This window comes from Nocardia sp. NPDC003482, assembly GCF_053588115.1.
In genome coordinates this window covers 87,215-105,705 of sequence record NZ_JBSFPI010000021.1, presented here as the reverse complement: position 1 = coordinate 105,705, position 18,491 = coordinate 87,215, and the positions used below count along the sequence as shown (strand labels likewise).

The 18,491-nt window shown below is 60.1% G+C and carries 22 protein-coding genes; 12 read left to right on the top strand and 10 right to left on the bottom strand.

Annotated elements, in window-relative coordinates; genetic code table 11:
• Window positions 1–237 precede the first annotated feature (237 nt).
• The gene (locus ACWDSJ_RS29035) at window positions 238–1,824 is read left to right on the top strand and encodes a putative glycoside hydrolase (protein WP_450035712.1); all 1,587 of its coding nucleotides are present in this window, start codon (window positions 238–240) and stop codon (window positions 1,822–1,824) included.
• Window position 1,825: 1 nt separating this feature from the next.
• On the opposite strand, the gene ACWDSJ_RS29030 is transcribed toward ACWDSJ_RS29035, so the two are convergent.
• Both ACWDSJ_RS29030 and ACWDSJ_RS29025 read right to left on the bottom strand, forming a co-directional pair.
• Window positions 1,826–2,014 (bottom strand): hypothetical protein, encoded by a 189-nt coding sequence (locus ACWDSJ_RS29030; RefSeq protein ID WP_387368571.1) that lies wholly within the window; start codon window positions 2,012–2,014, stop codon window positions 1,826–1,828.
• A gap of 9 nt (window positions 2,015–2,023) precedes the next feature.
• Entirely contained in the window at window positions 2,024–2,854 is an 831-nt protein-coding gene (locus ACWDSJ_RS29025) for a hypothetical protein (protein ID WP_450035655.1), read from the bottom strand.
• A gap of 152 nt (window positions 2,855–3,006) precedes the next feature.
• On the opposite strand from ACWDSJ_RS29025, the gene ACWDSJ_RS29020 reads away from it, so the two are divergent.
• Entirely contained in the window at window positions 3,007–3,690 is a 684-nt protein-coding gene (locus ACWDSJ_RS29020; RefSeq protein WP_387368577.1) for a DUF899 domain-containing protein, read from the top strand.
• Between the two features lie 12 nt (window positions 3,691–3,702).
• Here ACWDSJ_RS29020 and ACWDSJ_RS29015 read toward each other — a convergent pair whose 3' ends face one another.
• Complete coding sequence (locus ACWDSJ_RS29015) at window positions 3,703–4,140, bottom strand: DUF488 domain-containing protein (protein WP_450035654.1); 438 nt, start codon at window positions 4,138–4,140, stop codon at window positions 3,703–3,705.
• A gap of 83 nt (window positions 4,141–4,223) precedes the next feature.
• Here ACWDSJ_RS29015 and ACWDSJ_RS29010 point away from each other — a divergent pair, with 83 nt between their 5' ends.
• From ACWDSJ_RS29010 to ACWDSJ_RS28995, 4 genes are all read left to right on the top strand, one after another.
• Window positions 4,224–4,517 carry a helix-turn-helix domain-containing protein gene (locus tag ACWDSJ_RS29010; RefSeq protein WP_450035652.1) on the top strand — a complete coding sequence of 98 codons (294 nt, stop codon included), beginning with the start codon at window positions 4,224–4,226 and terminating at the stop codon, window positions 4,515–4,517.
• Between the two features lie 348 nt (window positions 4,518–4,865).
• Entirely contained in the window at window positions 4,866–6,461 is a 1,596-nt protein-coding gene (locus ACWDSJ_RS29005; RefSeq protein WP_450035650.1) for an ATP-dependent nuclease, read from the top strand.
• Complete coding sequence (locus ACWDSJ_RS29000) at window positions 6,448–7,479, top strand: UvrD-helicase domain-containing protein (RefSeq protein ID WP_450035649.1); 1,032 nt, start codon at window positions 6,448–6,450, stop codon at window positions 7,477–7,479. Before ACWDSJ_RS29005 ends, ACWDSJ_RS29000 begins: the two co-directional genes overlap by 14 nt.
• Window positions 7,480–7,633: 154 nt before the next feature.
• The gene (locus ACWDSJ_RS28995) at window positions 7,634–8,452 is read left to right on the top strand and encodes an alpha/beta hydrolase (RefSeq protein WP_450035648.1); all 819 of its coding nucleotides are present in this window, start codon (window positions 7,634–7,636) and stop codon (window positions 8,450–8,452) included.
• Window positions 8,453–8,454: 2 nt separating this feature from the next.
• Here the strand turns inward: ACWDSJ_RS28995 and ACWDSJ_RS28990 are convergent, their stop codons facing one another.
• Window positions 8,455–9,801, bottom strand: a complete 1,347-nt coding sequence (locus ACWDSJ_RS28990; RefSeq protein WP_450035647.1) for an XRE family transcriptional regulator — start codon at window positions 9,799–9,801, stop codon at window positions 8,455–8,457.
• Between the two features lie 290 nt (window positions 9,802–10,091).
• Between ACWDSJ_RS28990 and ACWDSJ_RS28985 the strand changes: the two genes are divergently transcribed.
• Genes ACWDSJ_RS28985 through ACWDSJ_RS28975 form a run of 3 tightly spaced genes read left to right on the top strand, consistent with a single transcriptional unit; the run spans window position 10,092 to window position 12,576 of the window.
• The gene (locus ACWDSJ_RS28985) at window positions 10,092–10,775 is read left to right on the top strand and encodes a hypothetical protein (protein ID WP_450035646.1); all 684 of its coding nucleotides are present in this window, start codon (window positions 10,092–10,094) and stop codon (window positions 10,773–10,775) included.
• Window positions 10,772–11,917 (top strand): radical SAM protein, encoded by a 1,146-nt coding sequence (locus tag ACWDSJ_RS28980; protein WP_450035644.1) that lies wholly within the window; start codon window positions 10,772–10,774, stop codon window positions 11,915–11,917. Before ACWDSJ_RS28985 ends, ACWDSJ_RS28980 begins: the two co-directional genes overlap by 4 nt.
• Window positions 11,918–11,922: 5 nt before the next feature.
• Window positions 11,923–12,576, top strand: a complete 654-nt coding sequence (locus tag ACWDSJ_RS28975) for a hypothetical protein (RefSeq protein WP_450035643.1) — start codon at window positions 11,923–11,925, stop codon at window positions 12,574–12,576.
• Between the two features lie 62 nt (window positions 12,577–12,638).
• On the opposite strand, the gene ACWDSJ_RS28970 is transcribed toward ACWDSJ_RS28975, so the two are convergent.
• The 4 genes from ACWDSJ_RS28970 to ACWDSJ_RS28955 all read right to left on the bottom strand — a co-directional run bounded on the left by ACWDSJ_RS28970 (window position 12,639) and on the right by ACWDSJ_RS28955 (window position 14,640).
• Window positions 12,639–12,770: a hypothetical protein gene (locus ACWDSJ_RS28970; RefSeq protein WP_450035642.1), complete on the bottom strand. Its 132-nt coding sequence runs from the start codon at window positions 12,768–12,770 to the stop codon at window positions 12,639–12,641.
• A 132-nt stretch (window positions 12,771–12,902) separates the two neighbouring features.
• On the bottom strand, window positions 12,903–13,190 hold the full coding sequence (locus ACWDSJ_RS28965; protein ID WP_450035641.1) for a hypothetical protein: 288 nt from the start codon (window positions 13,188–13,190) through the stop codon (window positions 12,903–12,905).
• A 53-nt stretch (window positions 13,191–13,243) separates the two neighbouring features.
• Complete coding sequence (locus tag ACWDSJ_RS28960) at window positions 13,244–14,170, bottom strand: carbohydrate kinase family protein (protein WP_450035640.1); 927 nt, start codon at window positions 14,168–14,170, stop codon at window positions 13,244–13,246.
• 2 nt (window positions 14,171–14,172) lie between these two features.
• Complete coding sequence (locus tag ACWDSJ_RS28955) at window positions 14,173–14,640, bottom strand: NUDIX hydrolase (protein WP_450035638.1); 468 nt, start codon at window positions 14,638–14,640, stop codon at window positions 14,173–14,175.
• Between the two features lie 119 nt (window positions 14,641–14,759).
• On the opposite strand from ACWDSJ_RS28955, the gene ACWDSJ_RS28950 reads away from it, so the two are divergent.
• Entirely contained in the window at window positions 14,760–15,029 is a 270-nt protein-coding gene (locus ACWDSJ_RS28950; protein ID WP_450035637.1) for a hypothetical protein, read from the top strand.
• Window positions 15,030–15,031: 2 nt separating this feature from the next.
• Complete coding sequence (locus tag ACWDSJ_RS28945) at window positions 15,032–15,229, top strand: hypothetical protein (RefSeq protein WP_450035635.1); 198 nt, start codon at window positions 15,032–15,034, stop codon at window positions 15,227–15,229.
• 321 nt (window positions 15,230–15,550) lie between these two features.
• On the opposite strand, the gene ACWDSJ_RS28940 is transcribed toward ACWDSJ_RS28945, so the two are convergent.
• Window positions 15,551–17,377 (bottom strand): hypothetical protein, encoded by a 1,827-nt coding sequence (locus ACWDSJ_RS28940; protein WP_450035634.1) that lies wholly within the window; start codon window positions 17,375–17,377, stop codon window positions 15,551–15,553.
• Between the two features lie 36 nt (window positions 17,378–17,413).
• Complete coding sequence (locus tag ACWDSJ_RS28935; RefSeq protein WP_450035632.1) at window positions 17,414–17,971, bottom strand: hypothetical protein; 558 nt, start codon at window positions 17,969–17,971, stop codon at window positions 17,414–17,416.
• A 165-nt stretch (window positions 17,972–18,136) separates the two neighbouring features.
• On the opposite strand from ACWDSJ_RS28935, the gene ACWDSJ_RS28930 reads away from it, so the two are divergent.
• Window positions 18,137–18,439, top strand: a complete 303-nt coding sequence (locus ACWDSJ_RS28930; protein ID WP_450035631.1) for a hypothetical protein — start codon at window positions 18,137–18,139, stop codon at window positions 18,437–18,439.
• Window positions 18,440–18,491: the final 52 nt, after the last annotated feature.

The window sequence follows — 18,491 nt, the reverse complement described above, 5'->3', positions numbered from 1 at the left end:
CCGCACCCCTTGTAGGGCCCTGAAACGGGTGCGGATCCGAATAAGGGGTGCGGCTGGGTTGCGTTAGGGCGTTGATCGGGTCGGATCCTGGCTGCGGCGTGTCGTTTGAAGGGTTGTGGGGCGCAAGACGTTCCGATTTGGCAGTCGGAAATGAACCACCAGCTGCCTCGCAGCGGACATAGTGGACAAAATCAGCGAGGCGGGTCCAGGGGAAGGTGGTGTGCGTTGCTCGTGCGGATGCGGTCGGTCGACCGGCGGCAGATGGCGTTCATGGCGATCGGCGCGGTGCTGGTTCTGCTGGTCGGGTCGCTGGTGATCGGGGCGGGGCGCGGGGAGCCTACGGGTCTGCCACTGCGTGGATTGACGGGTGATCGCGTGGGGGCAAAGGCGCTGAACGGGCTGGAGCTTCGGGTGGATGCGCGCGGGCACGATTCGGCTGATGTGCGGCTGACGCTCGACGGTCGCGCGGTGTCGGGTCGCGTCGACGGCAATGACGTCGTCTATCACCCGGAACGGCTGCCCGAGGGCACACACACCTTCATGGCGGAGATCCCACCGCACGCTCCCTTCGGCCTGCTCTGGAGCGGCCCGGGCGCGTCGGCGACGTTCACCGTCGACACCACGCCGCCGGAACTCGACCTCACCCCGTCGAATCCGTCGAACTCCTTCCGCGAGCCGATCGTGGTGCGCGGCAAGGCGATCGGAGCGGAGAAGGTCGCCGTGGGCACTCAATCGACCCGGCCCGGCAAGGACGGCAACTTCGAGCTGACCCTGCCGCACCCCATGGTCGGCGCGAATGTCGTCGCCACCGACGACGCGGGTAACGAGACCACTCGCCCCGTAACCGCCACCCCCGACCTCGGCCACCTCCGCGCGGTCCACGTCACCGCGCACGCCTGGTCCTACGCCCCGATGCGTGACGCCGTCCTCGACCTGGCCCGCCAACACCGCATCAACACCGTCCAACTCGACATCAAGGACGAGGACGGCATGGTCGGCTACGACACCCGCGTCCCCCTCGCCCACGACGCCGACGCCGTCGAGAACCTCTACGACGCCCCCGCCGCCCTGCGCGAACTGCACGACCTCGGACTCCAGGTGGTCGGCCGCATCGTCGCCTTCCGCGACCCGGCGCTCGCGACGTGGGCTTGGCATGCGGGACACCGGGATTGGGTCGTCCAGAATTCCGTAGGAAACCCGTACGCGAGTAAGTACGGACCCAGCGCCTTCACCAACCTCGCCTCCCCCGAGGTCCGCGACTACAACATCGCCCTGGCGGTCGAGGCCGCGAACCTCGGCTTCGACGGCATCATGTACGACTACGTCCGCCGCCCCGACGGCGCCCTGTCGTCCATGGTCTTCCCCGGACTCGCGGACACCCCGACCGCCGCGGTCACCGACTTCCTGCGCCGCGGGCGCGATCCCATTCACAACGCGGGTGCCCACCTCGGCGCGGCGGTCTTCGGCATCGCGGTGAATCGCCCGGACCAAATCGCCCAGGACGTTCCGTCCATCGCCCGCACGGTCGATTACATCGCCCCCATGGTCTACCCGTCGCACTGGAATTCGGGCGAATACGACGTCCCCTCCCCCGACGCGCACCCTTACGACATCGTCCTGCGATCCCTCCAGGACTTCCGCGACCACACCGCGGGCACGGGCGCGTTCATTCTCCCCTGGCTCCAGGACTTCACCCTCGGCGTCCCTTACGGCGACGCCGAGGTGCGAGCCCAAATCGACGCGGCGACGGCGACCGGAATCGACGGTTACTTCCTGTGGAGCCCCCAGGTGAGCTACCACACCGAGGCGCTCACCCCACGCTGACCTACCGCCGCCGCCAGGACCGAGACCTCCACTGCCCCCGCGGAACCCGCTCGCTGAGCCCGGCCTGATGCAGGGCGAGCGCGAGCAGTCCGGCGATGACGAAACCCCAGACTCCGGTGGTCACGGCCTGATTGACGAGTTCCAGGAGCAGGGCGATGGCGAACAGTACGGCGGCAACTATGGCTAGCATGGTGGGGGCTTACCCAGCGTGCCGGTTTTGCACCATGGGAATGTGTAAGGGGGGTTGGCGGATCGGGCCGGGACCGTTCCATGAGAATGTCGTCGACCACTCGGTCTCCGCGGTGTGGTCGCGAATGATCAACTCGAAATCCCAAGGCGGATTGGCGATATCGTGCGGAACTCTCGCCCGGTAGACCATCCGCGTTCGCGACGCCGAGGTGCTTTCGCCCCGAGCGAGTTCCAGCGTCCCGAAGCTCGAACGCAGGACCGCGGTGACGTCGTAATCCCACATCGAGAGTGATGTATCACCGAAAGACATTGCGGTGTAGTCGAATTCGAGGCCGTCAGGGTCGAGGGTCACGGGCGAGAGCCATGTCCGGAGCGATTTCTCGGAGCTGATGAAGGCCGGGTCGGTAAGCATGGCCAGTCGACCGCGAGGATCGCTCGCCGGAGCGACGACACGGGTATCGATCGGCCGCGACCACCGGCCGGTCCAGACGCCGTCCGTGGTGATGTCGGACAAGGTCATCTCGAATTCGAGCGGAGCCTCGTGCGGATCGAGATCGGGCAGGGAGAAGGTCGTCACCGCGTGGTCGTCCGAGGATTCGCGCGCCCATCCGATTCGCGTCTCCTCGCCGTCGATCCGTGCGGTGGCGGCGACGTCACAGTGCCGCAGGGAGGGAGCGGCGGCGGCGATCGCCCGGGTGTAGAGCGAAAAGCCGAGTCCCGCAGGTGTACTCACCACCGGTCCGGTCCAGCTGAGGAATCCGTTGGTGCCGTCGGACACGAATTCCGGTAGCGCCCAGACCGTCAGGTCGAGAATCGAACTCGAATCGTCCACGTCGGACACGTGCCTCTCGTCGAGCGGTGTCGCACTCAGGTTGCCGCAGCGAACGTCACCGCTCAACACGGCGGCTGAAAGCCGTCCGAGACGACCGATGATTTCGGCGAGCGCGGGTCGTCTCCATATGCGAACAGCGAACAGGCAGGAAAGGACACCCCATGACCGCCAACGCCCTCCCCCCCATCGTCGACGCCGCGACCTGGCAGAAGGAACTCGACGCCCTGCGCGTCCGCGAGAAGGCCGCGACGCGTGAGCTCGACGCCATCGCCGCTCAGCGACGGCGACTGCCGATGGTCGAGATGCCCGATTACGTTCTCGAGGGGGCCGAGGGGCCGGTGCGGCTCGCTGATGTGTTCGACGGGAAGCCGCAGTTGATCGTCTACAACCACATGTGGTTTCCGAACGAGGAGTGGCAGTGCAGCGGGTGCACCGGATTCACCTCGCAGTTCACCCGATTGGAATTCCTGGACAACTACGATGCCCGGTTCGTCATCGTGACTCAGGGCCCGATCGAGGAGGCGCTGGCGTACAAGCGGCGGGTCGGGAACAAGATGACGTGGTATTCGACGGCGAACAGTTCCTTCGGTGCCGATGTCGGGGCGCCGTTGGGCGGGGGTTTCGCCGTCAATGTCTTTCTTCGCGACGGGGATAAGGTGTATCGGACGTGGCATACGAACGGGCGTGGGACCGAACAGCTCAGCCATACGTTCGCGTTGATCGATCTGCTTCCGTACGGGCGGCAGGAGGTGTGGCAGGATTCGCCGGAGGGGTGGCCGCAGTCGCCGACGTACAGCCGGTGGAGCGGGTCGAAGGAGATCGCGGCGGCTTACGGTGAGGCCTGAATTCGAGGCCCCTCACACCAAGTGCCGGATCTCGACGCCCTCCCAATGCCGGGCCAGATACTCGGCCACGAGCCGACGGTGACAATGCTCCGGAGATTCCTCTCCACACAGCAATACCGAATTGTCCAGTAGCTCCCGCGGCACGGTGTCCTGAATCCTCCGCTCCGCCATCAACCCGACGAACCGCTTCTCGAAAGGCCCGAACCCACTGCGCCCCTTGCGATAACCGTCGAGAATCTCCTGCGTCGGCGCCAGATCCACCCGGTGCGCGTACTCCATCCCGCAGAGCTCCCGAACGAAGTACCGCAAATCGTCCCGCTTGGCGAAACCCGCCAACTGCGACACATTGTTCAGCCGAACATCGACCAGCGTCGTCGCCCCGGAGTCGCGCAGCAGACCGAAGAAATGCTCGGCCGTCTTCTTGGTGAAGCCGATCGTGTGGATCCTCATGGTCCCGACGCTCCCGGTTCTCGAGTGGGTAGGGCGACAATGACGCAGGCCCGGTCCTCTCGGACCGGGCCTGCTCAGTGGACATGGCGGGAACTTACTCGAACCGGACCGATCTGCTTGAAGACTTCGCTGATCTGCGGAAACAGCTCGAAACAACCGGACCACGCAGGGCGACACTAGTACCCACCCGCACATCCGGCGGACCAAAGAAACAGCTGACACCAGAGGAAGCCGCGACGATCGTGGCCAAGTACGAAGCCGGCGCGTCGATGGCTCAGCTGAAGGTGGAGCACCACATGGCCAAGCGAACGGTGGCAAAGGTGCTGCGGGAGGCGGGAGTGACGATTAGGCCGCGCGGCGGGCAGCGAAAGTATTAGTTCGGCGACACACCCACGACACGCGGGCGACGATGCCGCAGATTCGGAGGCGGCAAGAGTAGCCTAACAAGCCAGCGCACGCCGACTCCCCGGCTTAACTTCTGGTAGGTCGCATTGCGCTCAGCCTTCGCAGTGAGTTAGCAGTACCAGAAGTTGCAGTAAGCGGACACACGCCGACGTTCGGCCTAACCCGGCTCTACCGCCGAGCCAGGCGCATGCCGTCGTGCGGCCCAATCGGGTGCACATAAAGGAGAATTGCCAAGGGGGAAGGCTCAACGGTCCACCAACGGACCAATGTAGGTTGAGTTCAGCTACATTTAGCATATAATGACTTCAAGAGTGGATTAGATGCTGCAGAAAATCGTTATACAGAACTACAAGATATTCCGATCATTTACCCTGGAATTTAATTCCGATGTCAATATTATCGTTGGCGACAACGAGGCAGGAAAATCTACCCTTCTTGAGGCGATCAACCTTGCACTGACTGGCCGGTTGATGGGTAGGCCGCTCCAGGGTGAACTTTCCCCTCATCTGTTCAACCAAGAGGCAGCAAAGGAGTATCTCCAGCAGGTAAACGCTGGCGAAAACCCGATGCCGCCTGAGATTATTATTGACTTGTTTTTTGCCGACGCAAGCGACACAGCACGGCTTAAGGGCCGAAACAACAAGATTCTAGAAGATGCCCCTGGCGTTCGACTGCGGATTGCATACAACGATGAGTTTGCAGCCGAATACAAGCTCTTCGTAGATGCGCGCAAAGCAACTTCAGTACCGGTTGAATACTATCAGGTCGAATGGGTTGGATTCTCGGGATCGGCCATTACTCAGCGCAGCATCCCAGTGTCTGCCTCAATGATTAACGCGGCCAGGATACGGCTTCAGAGCGGTGCCGACTACTACTTGCAGAATATCATTGATGGCACGCTCTCAGACAATCAACGAGTGCAGCTCATGCGCGCCTACCGTGACCTCAAGGTCGCGTTCTCCGGGAACAGCTCAATCGCGGAGATAAACAAGGCGCTCAATCTCGCGCAAGGTGATATCAGCGACAAATCGCTCTCGCTGTCAGTCGATCACTCTCAGCAATCTGGGTGGGAGTCGGGACTCGTACCACACCTTGACGAACTCCCATTTACATTTATTGGCTCAGGCGAACAAAATATGCTCAAGATTCTACTCGCGATCAGCCGTAGAATAGAAGAGTCGCATGTCGTTTTGATCGAAGAGCCGGAGAATCACCTATCCTTCTCAAATCTCAACAAGCTGATTTCGAAGATTGAGGAGAAATGTGATGGTCGTCAAATAATCATCACCACCCACAGCTCGTATGTTATCAATAAGCTTGGCCTTGGGAAGTTGATTCTGCTCAACGCGCAGCGGGTGGCCAAGCTGACCGACCTCGCGAGCGACACACAAGACTACTTCATGAAGCTTTCCGGATACGACACGCTTCGCCTCGTGCTGGCAAAGAAGACCATCATCGTTGAGGGCCCATCGGACGAACTTGTGGTTCAACGTGCGTACCTGGATACGCACGGGTGCCTGCCGATCCAAGCGGGTGTCGACATTCTCAATGTGCGCGGGCTTTCATCCAAGCGCTTCTTGGAGATCGCGGCCATCCTCGGTAAGACCGTACACGTAGTAACTGACAACGACGGAGACCTGGAAGCCCTCAATCGGAAGTTCCAAGAATTTTCTGGCTATCAAAATATTCATGTCAATACGGGTCCTGATGAGGGCCTGCCCAGCTTAGAGCAGAATCTTTTGGCCGTAAATGGCTTTGACAAAACCAATAAGATCCTCGGCAAAAGCTACACGAGCGAAGCCGACCTTATCAAGCACATGACGACCGATGGCAACAAGACGAGCTGCGCAATGGCTGTGTTCACAACTTCCGAGTCTGTGGTGATGCCGGAGTATATCCTTGATGCAATCAAATAACCGCGCTATTCTCGCTGCCGCGGGATCGCATAAGACCGAAACGATCATCCGTGCAGTAGTCGAATCGGACCCCGTAACGCGGATTTTGATCACCACATACACCAATGAGAACTTGGCGCAGATAACCCGGCGGATAACAGAAGCGCTCGGCACGGTTCCGCCGAATGTGACGATTATGGGTTGGTTTCCTTTCCTGCTTCGAGACTGTGTCAAGCCGTATCAGAACTATGTCACATCCACGAACCGGGTTAAGTCTATCGAGTTCACAAACAGACCAGATCAATACGTGAAGCGGTCCCGAGTTGACTATTATATCGACCCCGCCTCGAACCTTTATTCCGACAACGTAGCGGACTTCGCGTGTGTAATAAATGAGAAGTCCGGGAACAAAGTGGTCTCGCGTCTGGAGAATCTGTACGATCAGATATATATCGACGAAATCCAGGACCTTGTTGGATACGATCTGGATTTGCTTGACTTACTTTTCTCGTCTGACATAGCCGTTACCGTGGTGGGAGACCCACGTCAAAGCACGTATACAACAAGCAAAACGCGCAAGAACAAGGCGTATCAGAGACTCAAGTTGTTCGACTGGTATGTCGAACGTGAGAAAGAAGGCGCGCTTACGATCGAGTGGCGGAACGAAAGTTTTCGTTGTCATCAAGCGATTTGCGATTTTGCCGACGCCCTCTACCCCACCTTGCCGCCAACAACATCACGAAACACCGAAGAGACCGGACATGACGGCGTCTTCTTCATCCAATCTTCTGAGCTCGATGCCTATATGTCAACGTACAGACCGATAGCTATGAGGTATAGCAAGACTACTAAGACAGGCGGTTATCCGGCGGTTAATTTCGGTGCATCGAAGGGCAGTACCTATAACCGAGTTGTAATCTTCCCGACCAATCCAATGAAAAAATACTTTAAGACAGGCAACCTTGACGACGCCGGAGATGTTTCGAAATTCTATGTTGCAGTCACGCGAGCGCGGTCGAGCGTAGCGTTCGTTCTATAGAGTGAGCTGAACCCTCCCACGCCGTGACGTCCATAACTCGCATACATCGCAGAAGTCGAGGTCTTTGTTTCTTCTTATTCGAGCAAGTTCCACCACCTGAGACGAACCGCCCAGCGCCCTCGAACTCCGGGTGGTCCTCTGGTTGACTGGTTCCGTGCCCTCGAACAGCACCATCACCCACGTCCGTACCCTCGATGGCCTCAACCTCGCAGCTACCCTCGTCACACCGGATCAGCCGACAAATCGCGCGGTGGTTCTGGTCCACGGCGGCGGTGTCACCCGCGAGGAGGGCGGTTTCTTCACCCGCCTCGCCGCCGGCCTCGCTGATGCTGGCGTAGCGTCGCTGCGGTTCGACCTCCGTGGCCACGGTGACAGTGAAGGCCGCCAGGAAGAGCTGACGATGGCCACCATCCTCAACGACATCCGAGTCAGTATCGCCCACCTGCGCGAGGCAACCGACACGGACGAAATCAGCTTGTGCGGAGCTAGTTTCGCTGGCGGCATCTGCGCCTACTACGCCGCCAAGCGGCCGGATGACCTGTCGCGGCTGGTGCTCCTGAACCCGCAGGTGGACTACAAGCAGCGGACCATTGATAGCCGGGGCTACTGGTCGAACGACGTCATCAGCGACGAGCGCGCGAAGGAACTCAACGACACCGGTGCCCTCCAGTTCAAGGCCGACTTGAAGCACGGCCGCCCGTTCCTCAACGAGGTGTTCTGGTTCCGGCCGCTGGATGTGCTGAGCGAGATCAAGGCTCCAACGCTCATCATTCACGGCAACGCCGACACCCTAGTGCCGATCGACGGTTCACGCGAAGCTGCCACCAAGTTCACGGCTTCCGTGGAATTTGTTGAAATCGAGGGCTCGCAGCATGGGTTCGCCGTGCACGACGATCCGCAGTACCTGAATCCGAAGAGCCAGGAATACCAAGCCGAGGTTATCGAGACCGTAGCGCGGTGGCTGAATGCATAGCGCTACGGCATCAGCACGTCGCGAAGATGCTTGACCTTGGGGCGATGCCGCCACGGGTCGAGAGTTCGCACAACATCCACGATGACGTTCATCGTGCGCTCCGAACGGGTCTCACGGGCCACAGCCACTGATGTCTCGGCTACGGCGGCAGCTTCGTCCGGTTCGCCGCCCAGCGCGAAGGCCTTGGCCTGGCGAGCGCCGAAAAAGCCGCTGTCGCGACGAGACAGCGAATCTCCTGCTAACACCTGTCCGAACAATTCCGCCGCTCGATGGGGCTTGCCGGCTTCGGTGTAGCAGCACGCCGAACGTACCAACAGCGTCCCTTCGCTGAAGTAACTCACCAGTCCGTCGCCATCCGCTGACCCGTTTGCCCGGGTCAGCAGCTGCTGTGCGGTATCGAGACCCTTCTCCACGGCCGCCATCGACTCACCGGTCATGGCCAGCCCGAGCGCTTCTTGCTGTACCACTTCGGCCTGTACCCGTACTGGCAGTTGCCATGGCCCTTCCTTCGCCGCCTGCGCAAGCGACAGCAGTATCCCGGCATCGCGGGAGTCGTAGGACATCTGGGATTTCTTGAGCAAGACGTATCCCTGCATCGGCAGACTGCCCGCGGCCTGCGCCCACTCCATTGCCCGGTCATAGAGGAACGTCGCGGTGAGGGGGTCTTGAAGATCGCGGTACAGCCACCCGGCGAACTCAGCACCATCAGCACCGACCGCAAGCAGTTGCCGACGAACGTCCGAGGGGACGTCCCGGCTGTGACGGCGCACCGCTCCCAGCACGGCGAGCGTGAGAGGCAACGCTTCGGCGGGGCCGTGTGTGCCGTCGTCGTGCTTACATCTGTCCAGCTGTTCGCGGAGAAATTCGACCACCGTGCCGTCGAAGTAACGGCGCGCATCTTCCAGTGCCCGGCCAACCTGCTCCAGATCGTCACAGTGGCTGATCGGTGGCGTACCGGTCCCGTCGCTGGCCAGCCATCGCGCCAGCGCCAGCGTGTTATTGCCTGTGGCGCTGACGTTTTCGGTGGGCGGTGCCATTAGCGCCGCATCAGCCTCCGGCAGCTTGAACCACAGCAGTTGCGGTGGGATGCGAAGAATCTGCGCCCACCGCACGAGCTTCGAAAGTTGCTCGGGAGCAGGGCCTTTCTCGATACGGCTGAGCTGTGCCTGGGTCATGTCCAGCCAGTTGGCAACCAATTCCTGAGGCAACGGCTGACCATGATGAGGATGGGACCGATACGCGAAGATGACTCGCCCCATGTGCCACGTCGCCAGCGCATCGCGCATCTGGTCTGTTTCCCAGAAGGCGGGCGGCAGCCCTGGCGGATAGTGCCGCTGGCCACGTGCCATGACTTCGCAGGCACCACATAACGGCGCTGGGTTGTAGCGGCTCAATCTGCTGCCGCAACGCGCGCAGTAGCGCTGCTCATGCGGTGCCTCAGCCATGGTGAACCGCCCGATATCCCGTGAGGATCCCCTCACCCCCATTTGCGCTGGTCAGAGAACGCTACCACCGATTGCCATGATCGATATGCGTTCCATGTATATCCCGTATTCACGGTGGTCGTGGTGGGTTTCGGGCCGAAATCCGACCGTTGACGGCATGAAGTACCCGGATTGCCACACGGAAGGGATCGGCCATGGCGCTCAGTCTGGTAGTACCCATCTTCGGCCCACCGGCCGCAGGAAAAACGACGCTGACCTTGCACCTCGCACGATCTCCAGGACGGCGTGTGTTTCGGCTGCGAGAGCACGTCCCTACCGATGTTCTGGCTACGACCGCCACCAGCAGCGAACGACTCGGCTGGATCGACGAATTCACCGTCGGTGAGGCACTGCGAACCTATTTCGCAGGCGCACAGCAGGATTCGAACACACATACTGTGCTCCTCGATAATTTTCCGGGGTCCGGTGCCCAGGTCGACCAACTGCTGTCCACACTGCTCATGCTTGAGCCGACGCCGCACATCGAGCCGATCGAAATCGTCACGGACGAAAAGACACTCCGGCAGCGGGCACGCAATCGGAAGGTCTGTCACCAGTGCGAACGCGATCCTATCCACGACCCTCGCCTTCCAGCCATCCCTCGCGAAGGCGATCCGTGGGAGTGCGCCGTCTGCGGCGGGCTTCTCCATCCCCGGCGCGGGGATTCGCCGCGGCTCTTCAAAGCGCGCCTCCATCGCTACCACCAGACGGCAGCCGGTATCCGGAATGGTTTTGAAAGCTCCGGCCTCGCCGTCACCCAGCTCGACACCACCAACACCATCGACGGCGCGGCCACTCTGCTTGCGCCGCTGCTTATTTCACGGAGTCCGATTTCATGACCAGCACTGACCTCCCCATGCCATCCCTCAAGCTGAACGGCGATGGCTACGGCCACGCCCGGATGCCCAGGGGCGGAAACGTTCCTGAGCCTCAGAAGATCGACCGCGTGGCATATGGGCGATTCCGCAACGTCTACCTCTACATCACCGAGGCGTGCCAACTGCGGTGCGAACACTGCTACATGGGCGAGCGGCTAGAGCGAGCGCTGAAGATGCCGCTTCCGAAGATCGTGGATACGCTCACCACCTGGCGTCGGCTGGGCGGGAGCAAATTAACCATCCTCGGCGGTGAACCGACGCTGCACCCACACTACTGCGAGGTGATCCGGCTCAGTCGGAAGCTCGGCTACGAACATGTCATCACCACGACGAATGCTCAGAAGCCCGCGCTCCGCCGCTTCCGTCAGCTCGCTCCGGATGACTTCGCCTACGTACAGGTCAGCCTCGATGGTGGCAGCCAGGAGACGCACGACGCCGTGCGTGGGAGCGGCACCTTCGATGAAGCCTTGGAAACCACGCGGGAGTTGGCCGATCGCGGCTTCGACGTCCGGATCATCTGCACCGTCAACAAAGCCAACGAGCGAGATGCGTTGCAACTTTTGGCGATTGCCGACGTCTTGGGCGTGACCCTGGTGAAGTTCCACGTGTTCTCGACCATCGGAACTGGCCACGGCAACGCCGATATGGCCATGACGCCGCCGGAATGGGTGGATTTTTGTGATCGGCTGAGTGAGGTTGCGCCGCAGTACAAGACGAGGGTCTGGTATCAGCCGACGTACGCCCGTCGCGATCAGATGGAGCGCTACGCCGCCGAGGGGTATCAAGGGTGCATCGGCCGCACGCTGGACCGGATCTCGATCTTTCCGGATGGCCGCTGCTACGTCTGCTCGTACCTGTTCGACACCGAATTGCACTTCGCGCAGATGGTCGACGGCCACGTCCAGCTCAACCACGACGTCAACGAGTTCGATCTGTTCACACAGCCCCTGACCGAAAGCGCTTGCGGTAGTTGCAAAGCGGGTGCCTGCATGGGCGGCTGCCCCGCCGAAGAGGTCGTGATGGGTCAATCCTCCTGTGCGGCCTACGACGACATCGTGCCGGTCTGCCGGTTGTGGAAATCCAGCGCGAAGCCTGAGGAGTGACACCGATGGACGATATGGACCGCGTGGTCGAAGAACTGTGCTGGATCGACTGGAACGACATCGACGAAGTCGAGCTGATGTGCCGGGAGGCATTGGGACAGCTGGCGGCACACCCGAGCATCATCCGGGGCCGGCTGAATGATCTGCCGAACCGGTCGGAGCTGCTGAACCTCTGCGAGCACTACGACATCCTGGATAAAATCGTGCTCGCCAGCGAGGACGATCCGGGCGTACGGGTACGCCTGCACGTGTTCCTGCCAGGTTATTTCGACCGGCCGCACAACCATCGCTGGAGCTACGCCAGCAAAATTTTGCGCGGTCACTACCGGCATTACCTGTTCGGCAACGCCGAACTGGATGAACAGGTGGAGCCGGGCAAACTGCCTGTGCTGCACGTCCGCGAGGAGCCCGTGGGCACGACGTATGCCCTGCACCACTCGATGGTGCACGCGGTTGTCGCCGAGCCATTCACGGTGAGCCTGGTAGTGCGCGGCCCCGCGGTGAAGGACAAGTTCTTGGTGATGGACCGGCACACGAACGAGGCTTGGTGGCAGTACGGAGCGAAGGACGAATCTGAAGCCGATGCCAAGAAGAAGCAGATGAGCCGGGCTCGGTTCGCTGAAGTCACTGGGTGGCTTGATGAGTGGAAGGTGCTGTAGTCCGCTCCGCGTACCATCGCCCCTCCTCGTCTGCGGTCGAGGAGGGGCGATGTGTCCCGGAGTTAGCTCTTCTTGCCCTTGCCCTTCTTGGCCTGAGCCAGGTCGCTCGCCGCGACGCTCTTCTCCGCCTTGGTCGATTTCTTGTTGCCCAACTCCTTGCCAGCCTCGCTGGCGGGCTTCTTACCCGTTGCCATAGTTGGTCCTTCCGACCGAAACAGCACTCAGTAATTTATGCGTCCCATCAGGGCAAACTCTTCGAGGTGACAGGCGCGGGATCAACTGTACGCCGCGCCACCGACAACGACTGGCGCTGAGTTTGCCCGCTGCTAGGACAGATCACTTCTGCTCTCCGTCAGCCGCTTGGTTGCCTCATCGAGACGGCGGTACTTCTCTTCGGTGTTGTAGCCGTCATAGTGGTTGTCCCCAGACGGAACATGATCGAACAGCGGCAAGTCGCAGGGCCGAATATGCCAACCTGCCGGACCCGTCGGCAGCCAGACAGTGACCACCGTCGGCGCGTCTGGCTCATCAGGGTCAGTTACCCGCACGCTCGGATAGATGGCGGCAAGGTGGGCCACCAAATGCGCCCGCTCGCGGTAAATCTGATCGCACATGGCCAACCTCCCCGAGGTAGTGCGTCATCCAATGACACCACACCCAGTGCGGATTAACTTGCCGCTGAATGCTCTTCGGTCGGAATCATCGCGAAGAGTTCGGCTAGAGTCGGCAGCGGAGCGCTGTGATGTCGTGCGCACCGCAGTGCTCCGCTGGCCGACCCCAGCACCATACTGCGCTCTATCGCCCACCCTGCCCGCTGGCCGTAGAGTAATCCCGCTGAGAAGGCCGCGCCCGCGCAGTGCGTATGGCGCACCTCGACCGGGAACGCCAGTACGGCAACCTCTTCCGTCTCGCTCACTGCCACGGCACCGAAGGAACCGGCCGTCACGATCGCCCAGGCTGCACCCGTCTGCTCTCGTAGCGACGCTGCGACGGCCACGGCTTCCTGGTGCTCGGCATCATCCACGTTGGTCTGAATTAAGAGGTGTGGGTAGCCGGCAATGGCCACTGCTACTGGCGCGGAGAGTGACGAGCCGCCCAAGTTGAGCAGTATCGGCACCTCGGCGGTCCGGCCGGCCTCGATGACGCGCACTGCGGTTTGCTCGATCAGCTCGTAGCAATCCACGTAGAGGAACGACGCCTCAGCGATCGGTGCCAAGTCGGCGCGCTCCAGACTGGCCACTACCTCGGGCAGATGGGCGAACCATGTGCGAGTGTGATTGTCGTCGGCAGTCACGACGATCCGCGGCGTACTGACCTCCGAGCGGATGGCGAATGCGGATTGCACGTCACGCTCACGGAGCCATAGTGTGACGAATTCACCCTGCTGATCTGTGCCGATGTCGTTGGTAATCAGGCGAACTGGCGCTCCCATCGAAGCGAGCGCCGCCGCAGTCATCGGCCCGTCTGCCGCAATTGACCATTCGATACTTCGGATTGCCGTCCCGTGGTTGGCAAGCGGGAACTGTGGCACCGTCCATAGTTCCGCCAGCGCCAAGTAGCTGACGCACACCACCGGCCCGGCCGGGCTGCTCACGACTACCAGCCGTAGCCGGAAAACGAACGACCCTGGGCGATGTGACCCATAGCCACGCGACAGTAGTCGATCATGTGGTCCGGCAAAGCATCGGCCGCGAACCATTCGAGCGCACTGCACTTTTCAGGCTCCCGATTCGTCGGCTCTCCCTGCCAGGTACGCACCGTGAAGAAGAAGGCCATCCGGCCGCCGGACGACGAGTTGTGCATGATGTGACTGAAGTGCACATCATCAGGCGCGATGGTGACGCCGATCTCCTCCTCAGCTTCACGGATCAGGGCGTCGACCACGGACTCGTCGGCTTCGAGGTGGCCGCTCGGCAAATGCCAGGCTCCATCCTCGAAACCGGTGTTCTGGCGCTGTCCGAAGAGCACGTCACTACCCCGGCGCAATACGAGGTGCACGTCCCCAGTCACCTTGTGACGCTGCGGTTTTGAGCTGGCAGCTTCTGTAGAAATTGTTTCAGTCATGTTGAAATCCCCTCTCTTATGGTAGTTGACCTGCGGTTTTGCGACAAGGCAGGGTGAGCTTATTCCCTTCCCGTTCGTCGTCATATACGCCGAACGTATACCGACCAATGGGTCCGTGTATGGATGCCGTCGTGCCCACCATTCACCCTCGTTACCAGGCATTTTGGCCATACAACGGAACGGAGATGGTGGACATGGACCACGTGCGCCACATCCACATCGAATCCGGCGCGTTGAAGCTGGATTACAGAGGTTCGGGCGAACAGGTGCAGAACGTCGCTGACGAGCTGATGGGCAGCAGCGAGCCGGAGTGGGAGCTACGAGTCAGCATTGACGACAAGGTGACTGACGAGCTGCCGCTATTGCCCTGTAGCGGATTGTGGGAGTGACGATGGCCGCAGAACCGTTGCCGCACCGGACTTTCGTGCACGCGGATGGCAAGCTGGCCGAGTTCATGTGCCAGGTACATCTGCTGGGGTTGACACAGGAACGGGCCGAGGAGCTGCGTTTTCTACACCGGACACATCACCCGGACGAGTGCGTGGTGCATCTGGAGGCGGCGTATCTGCTGATGGTCGAGGACGACTGAGGTGACGGCCTCGATTGTCTGGGTACTGTGGCCCGCTTCGGTGTTCTTTACTGCGGTGCTCAGCTACCGGATTGGGGCCTATTGGAGTTCGGGGGAAACCGTTGGGCGACATCGGGCGAGCACAGTTCCGAGCGAAGACCCCTGGGACGAGGAGGTGGTGGACGACGAAACCGGGACTGAAGGAGGAAGCGACCCGATGCCGGCACCGGACCAGGCTCGTCGCTGGTGGAGCGACGATGACACCGAGGTGCTGCCACGGGTGCAGGATGTTCGGCCGCCGATTCGATCGACACCTATACAAAGGCCACCGTGGATGTAAACTCATTCATGCTTATGGCCTTCGACCTTCTGAAAGCCGATCCGCTCACGCCGGTACGAGCTTTTGAGATACTCGTCTTTCGGCAGAGTCGCGGGGTCCACATAGTCGAGTATCGCTATTTTTCCGAATCGGGTATCAAGTTCTCTCGGTTCATAATAGAAGAGTGCCTCAAAAAGCGGGTTCCTTTCCGGACGCACTCCAGTTGATTGGTACACCTCATAGTCCTCTTCAGCCACCTGCCTTAATCTTCTCGAAATTTCCTTCCTAAGGTAGTACGCTTCGTTGTAATCGCAGTCAAAGAAGGTGAGATCGGGAAGCGACATAAGTTCCTCGGAGGTTACTTTCGACTTCGCGTTCGGCCCATTATGCATGACGTCCCTGAATGATTCAAATTCATTATAGCGTCTGAGTAACTCGATTACATGCCACACGCCGCTTGCGCGATATAGCTCTGCCCGCCATGCCTCTTTCAGGAATTCTAGCCACTCCGCACCAGCACGTCTCCCTGCTTTCGAAAACCCAGATTCGTACAGCAGGATATCTTTGAGATGGTGCGAGGCGATCAGCTCAGCGACAGTCCTCGAAGCTGCCACAACTGGACTCCACCCTGCAACGATTAGAGAAAAGGTCTGACTATAAATACGATCGTCAATGTCCTCGACCTCTTCCTTTACCGCCTGTATGCGTTCGAGTACTCCTCTAGCGGCATGTCGGCGGAGGTTGCGGCAGACAGTCTGAACCAGAGGATTCATATATGTGTACGTGCCGTCGCAATGAACTAGGTCTGCATCGAATAGAGGGTCGATGGCGCTCTCGTACGTGAGAACATGGTGATGAATCATGTCGGGCTCAACCACTTTCCAACCCATAAGATAACATGTCACATATTCGGCAGACACGCGATCATGTTGTGTGAGCACTAGCAGGTCGAGAACATCCATGCTCTTCTTGTACTTAGACTCAATGGATTCGAGTACACCTTGATACCTCCGAGTAACCGACGGTTGCTGCAGGTATTCAGCCAGAGAATCTAGAAATAGGGCTGTATCTATAGCCAGAATGCGGCACGCAACAGCAATCGTCATACCTTTCGCCTTTATGTATGAACAAACTGCTTTTGTCAGGCAGGGGTCGAAATGCAGTGTGAGTGCGAGTCGATAAACGTCAGCGTCGGTTGCCTCCAGAAATTCAACCTGGATGATCTCTTCAGTCCGAGCCTGATCCAGATCTGCCGGTCGCGGCGACAACCTCAGGGCATCGCTGAGGTCTTCTGCCGGTTCGGCTGCGGCTGCTCTCCGGTCTAGCGCATCGGCTTCCATGTCGAGGAGGGCGTAGGCGATGTCTTCGCGGATGACCGTGAGCATGCGCTTTACGGAAGAATCTTTCAGCTCTGACAGTTGCTGGACGTATCTGTAGTAGTCAGATTTGTAGGTCAACTGTCCGATAGGCGTGCCAATTTCTCTGCTTACCGTATCGTCGCGGAAACCGTAGATGATCTCTGCGAACTTGCGCTCGTCCATTCCCTTCCACTCGCTATTGCCGGTCGTGTGCCGCTCAGTTTTGGGTTGCCTTCCTGTCATCAGTTCAGGTGCGCGAGTGATAGCTTCCAGGATGACATCAGCTACAGCCGAGCTGGGACTGCTTGTCCAGCGCTTCTCACCAACTCTGCTCTTTACGAGTCGGGCGATCGTCGGAAAGATCTTTTTCTCGTCAGCGCCACCGGCTTGGCGAAAGGCGTTGCGCATGGGTCGGCCCATCAACACGGTCAGATCCCTCAGTAGCGCCCCAAAGTCACTGAGAGTGCCGCTGTCGATGTCCTCATCGTCCACCCTCCCAGTATGACGAGTGGGCCAGACTAGGGTGAACTACTCCTTCCGCTCGGGGTGTGCTGGTTCGAGCGGGATGCCGTACGGCCCGCTGCCAGCTTCTTCATAGGCGTTGACAAGCTCTGCCGACTGTTCGGGGGTGAGTTCGTCACGCATCAGCTCGCTCGCTCGCTGGAAAGCACTCTCCTCGGCATGTTCGGCAGCCATGGCGGCTTTCCCGTTGAGCGATGAACTGTATTTGTTCATGACCTTCACGAGTACGTCACGACAGAATGGCCAGTCGTAATGAACAAGCCCGTTTGCAACTTCCCCAGCCAGTAGCCAATCGACAGGATTCTGACTTTCCACGCACTGCCAGACAATGTTTCTCAGATGCTCTGGCCTGCGCTTCACCATACCGCGCAACTCCCCCCAAAATGCTTCAACCATTTCGTCCGAGGTACCGGTATCCTCCCCTAACGGGCCGTCATGTTCCCATAGGGCTCGACTTAAGACAATTACTTGCTCGCCGCTCATCGCATCCACATTAAACAGCCGGACTTCCGGCGTCTGTTCGACCTCTTCTCGCGCTGGTTGTTGGGGTATTTCATGCGACATATATCAATACCCAATTAACGCCTTTCATGGTGCTTTGTCAATGCCTTCTGACCGCCTGACGGGGGTGCCGGTCAGCGCGCTGACCGGCTAAAGCCGTAGAAGGTCAGCGGGTTGGAATGGCAATTTCGAGAGCGATAGCAATTCGCTCACGAGAAAGGCGCTTCAATGTCCAACCTCATTCCCCGCACCACCTCATCCTTGCCCGCGGTGCCGGACGGCTTCAGCCGTTCGGAGGGCAAGGAACTCTCGCGCCTCCAGAACCGGGAGATCGCCCGCGGCTTAGTGACAGCCACCCGCGTGCAAGCCGCCGGCATGGTCGCGGCCGTCGGGCTCCAGACCACGGCCATGCTCAGCCGTGAGGCCACCTTTCAGGCTGACGGCGATCCCGCCACCGCTGCCCGGTTGGGGCACATCGTGGACCAGTACGCCGCCTACGTCGGTAATGAAGTGGGCCGCTTCCAGTTCTGACGGTGTCCTCGGTGTCTCGGGCCGGGTGGCCCGAGACACCGAGGAGTCCTTC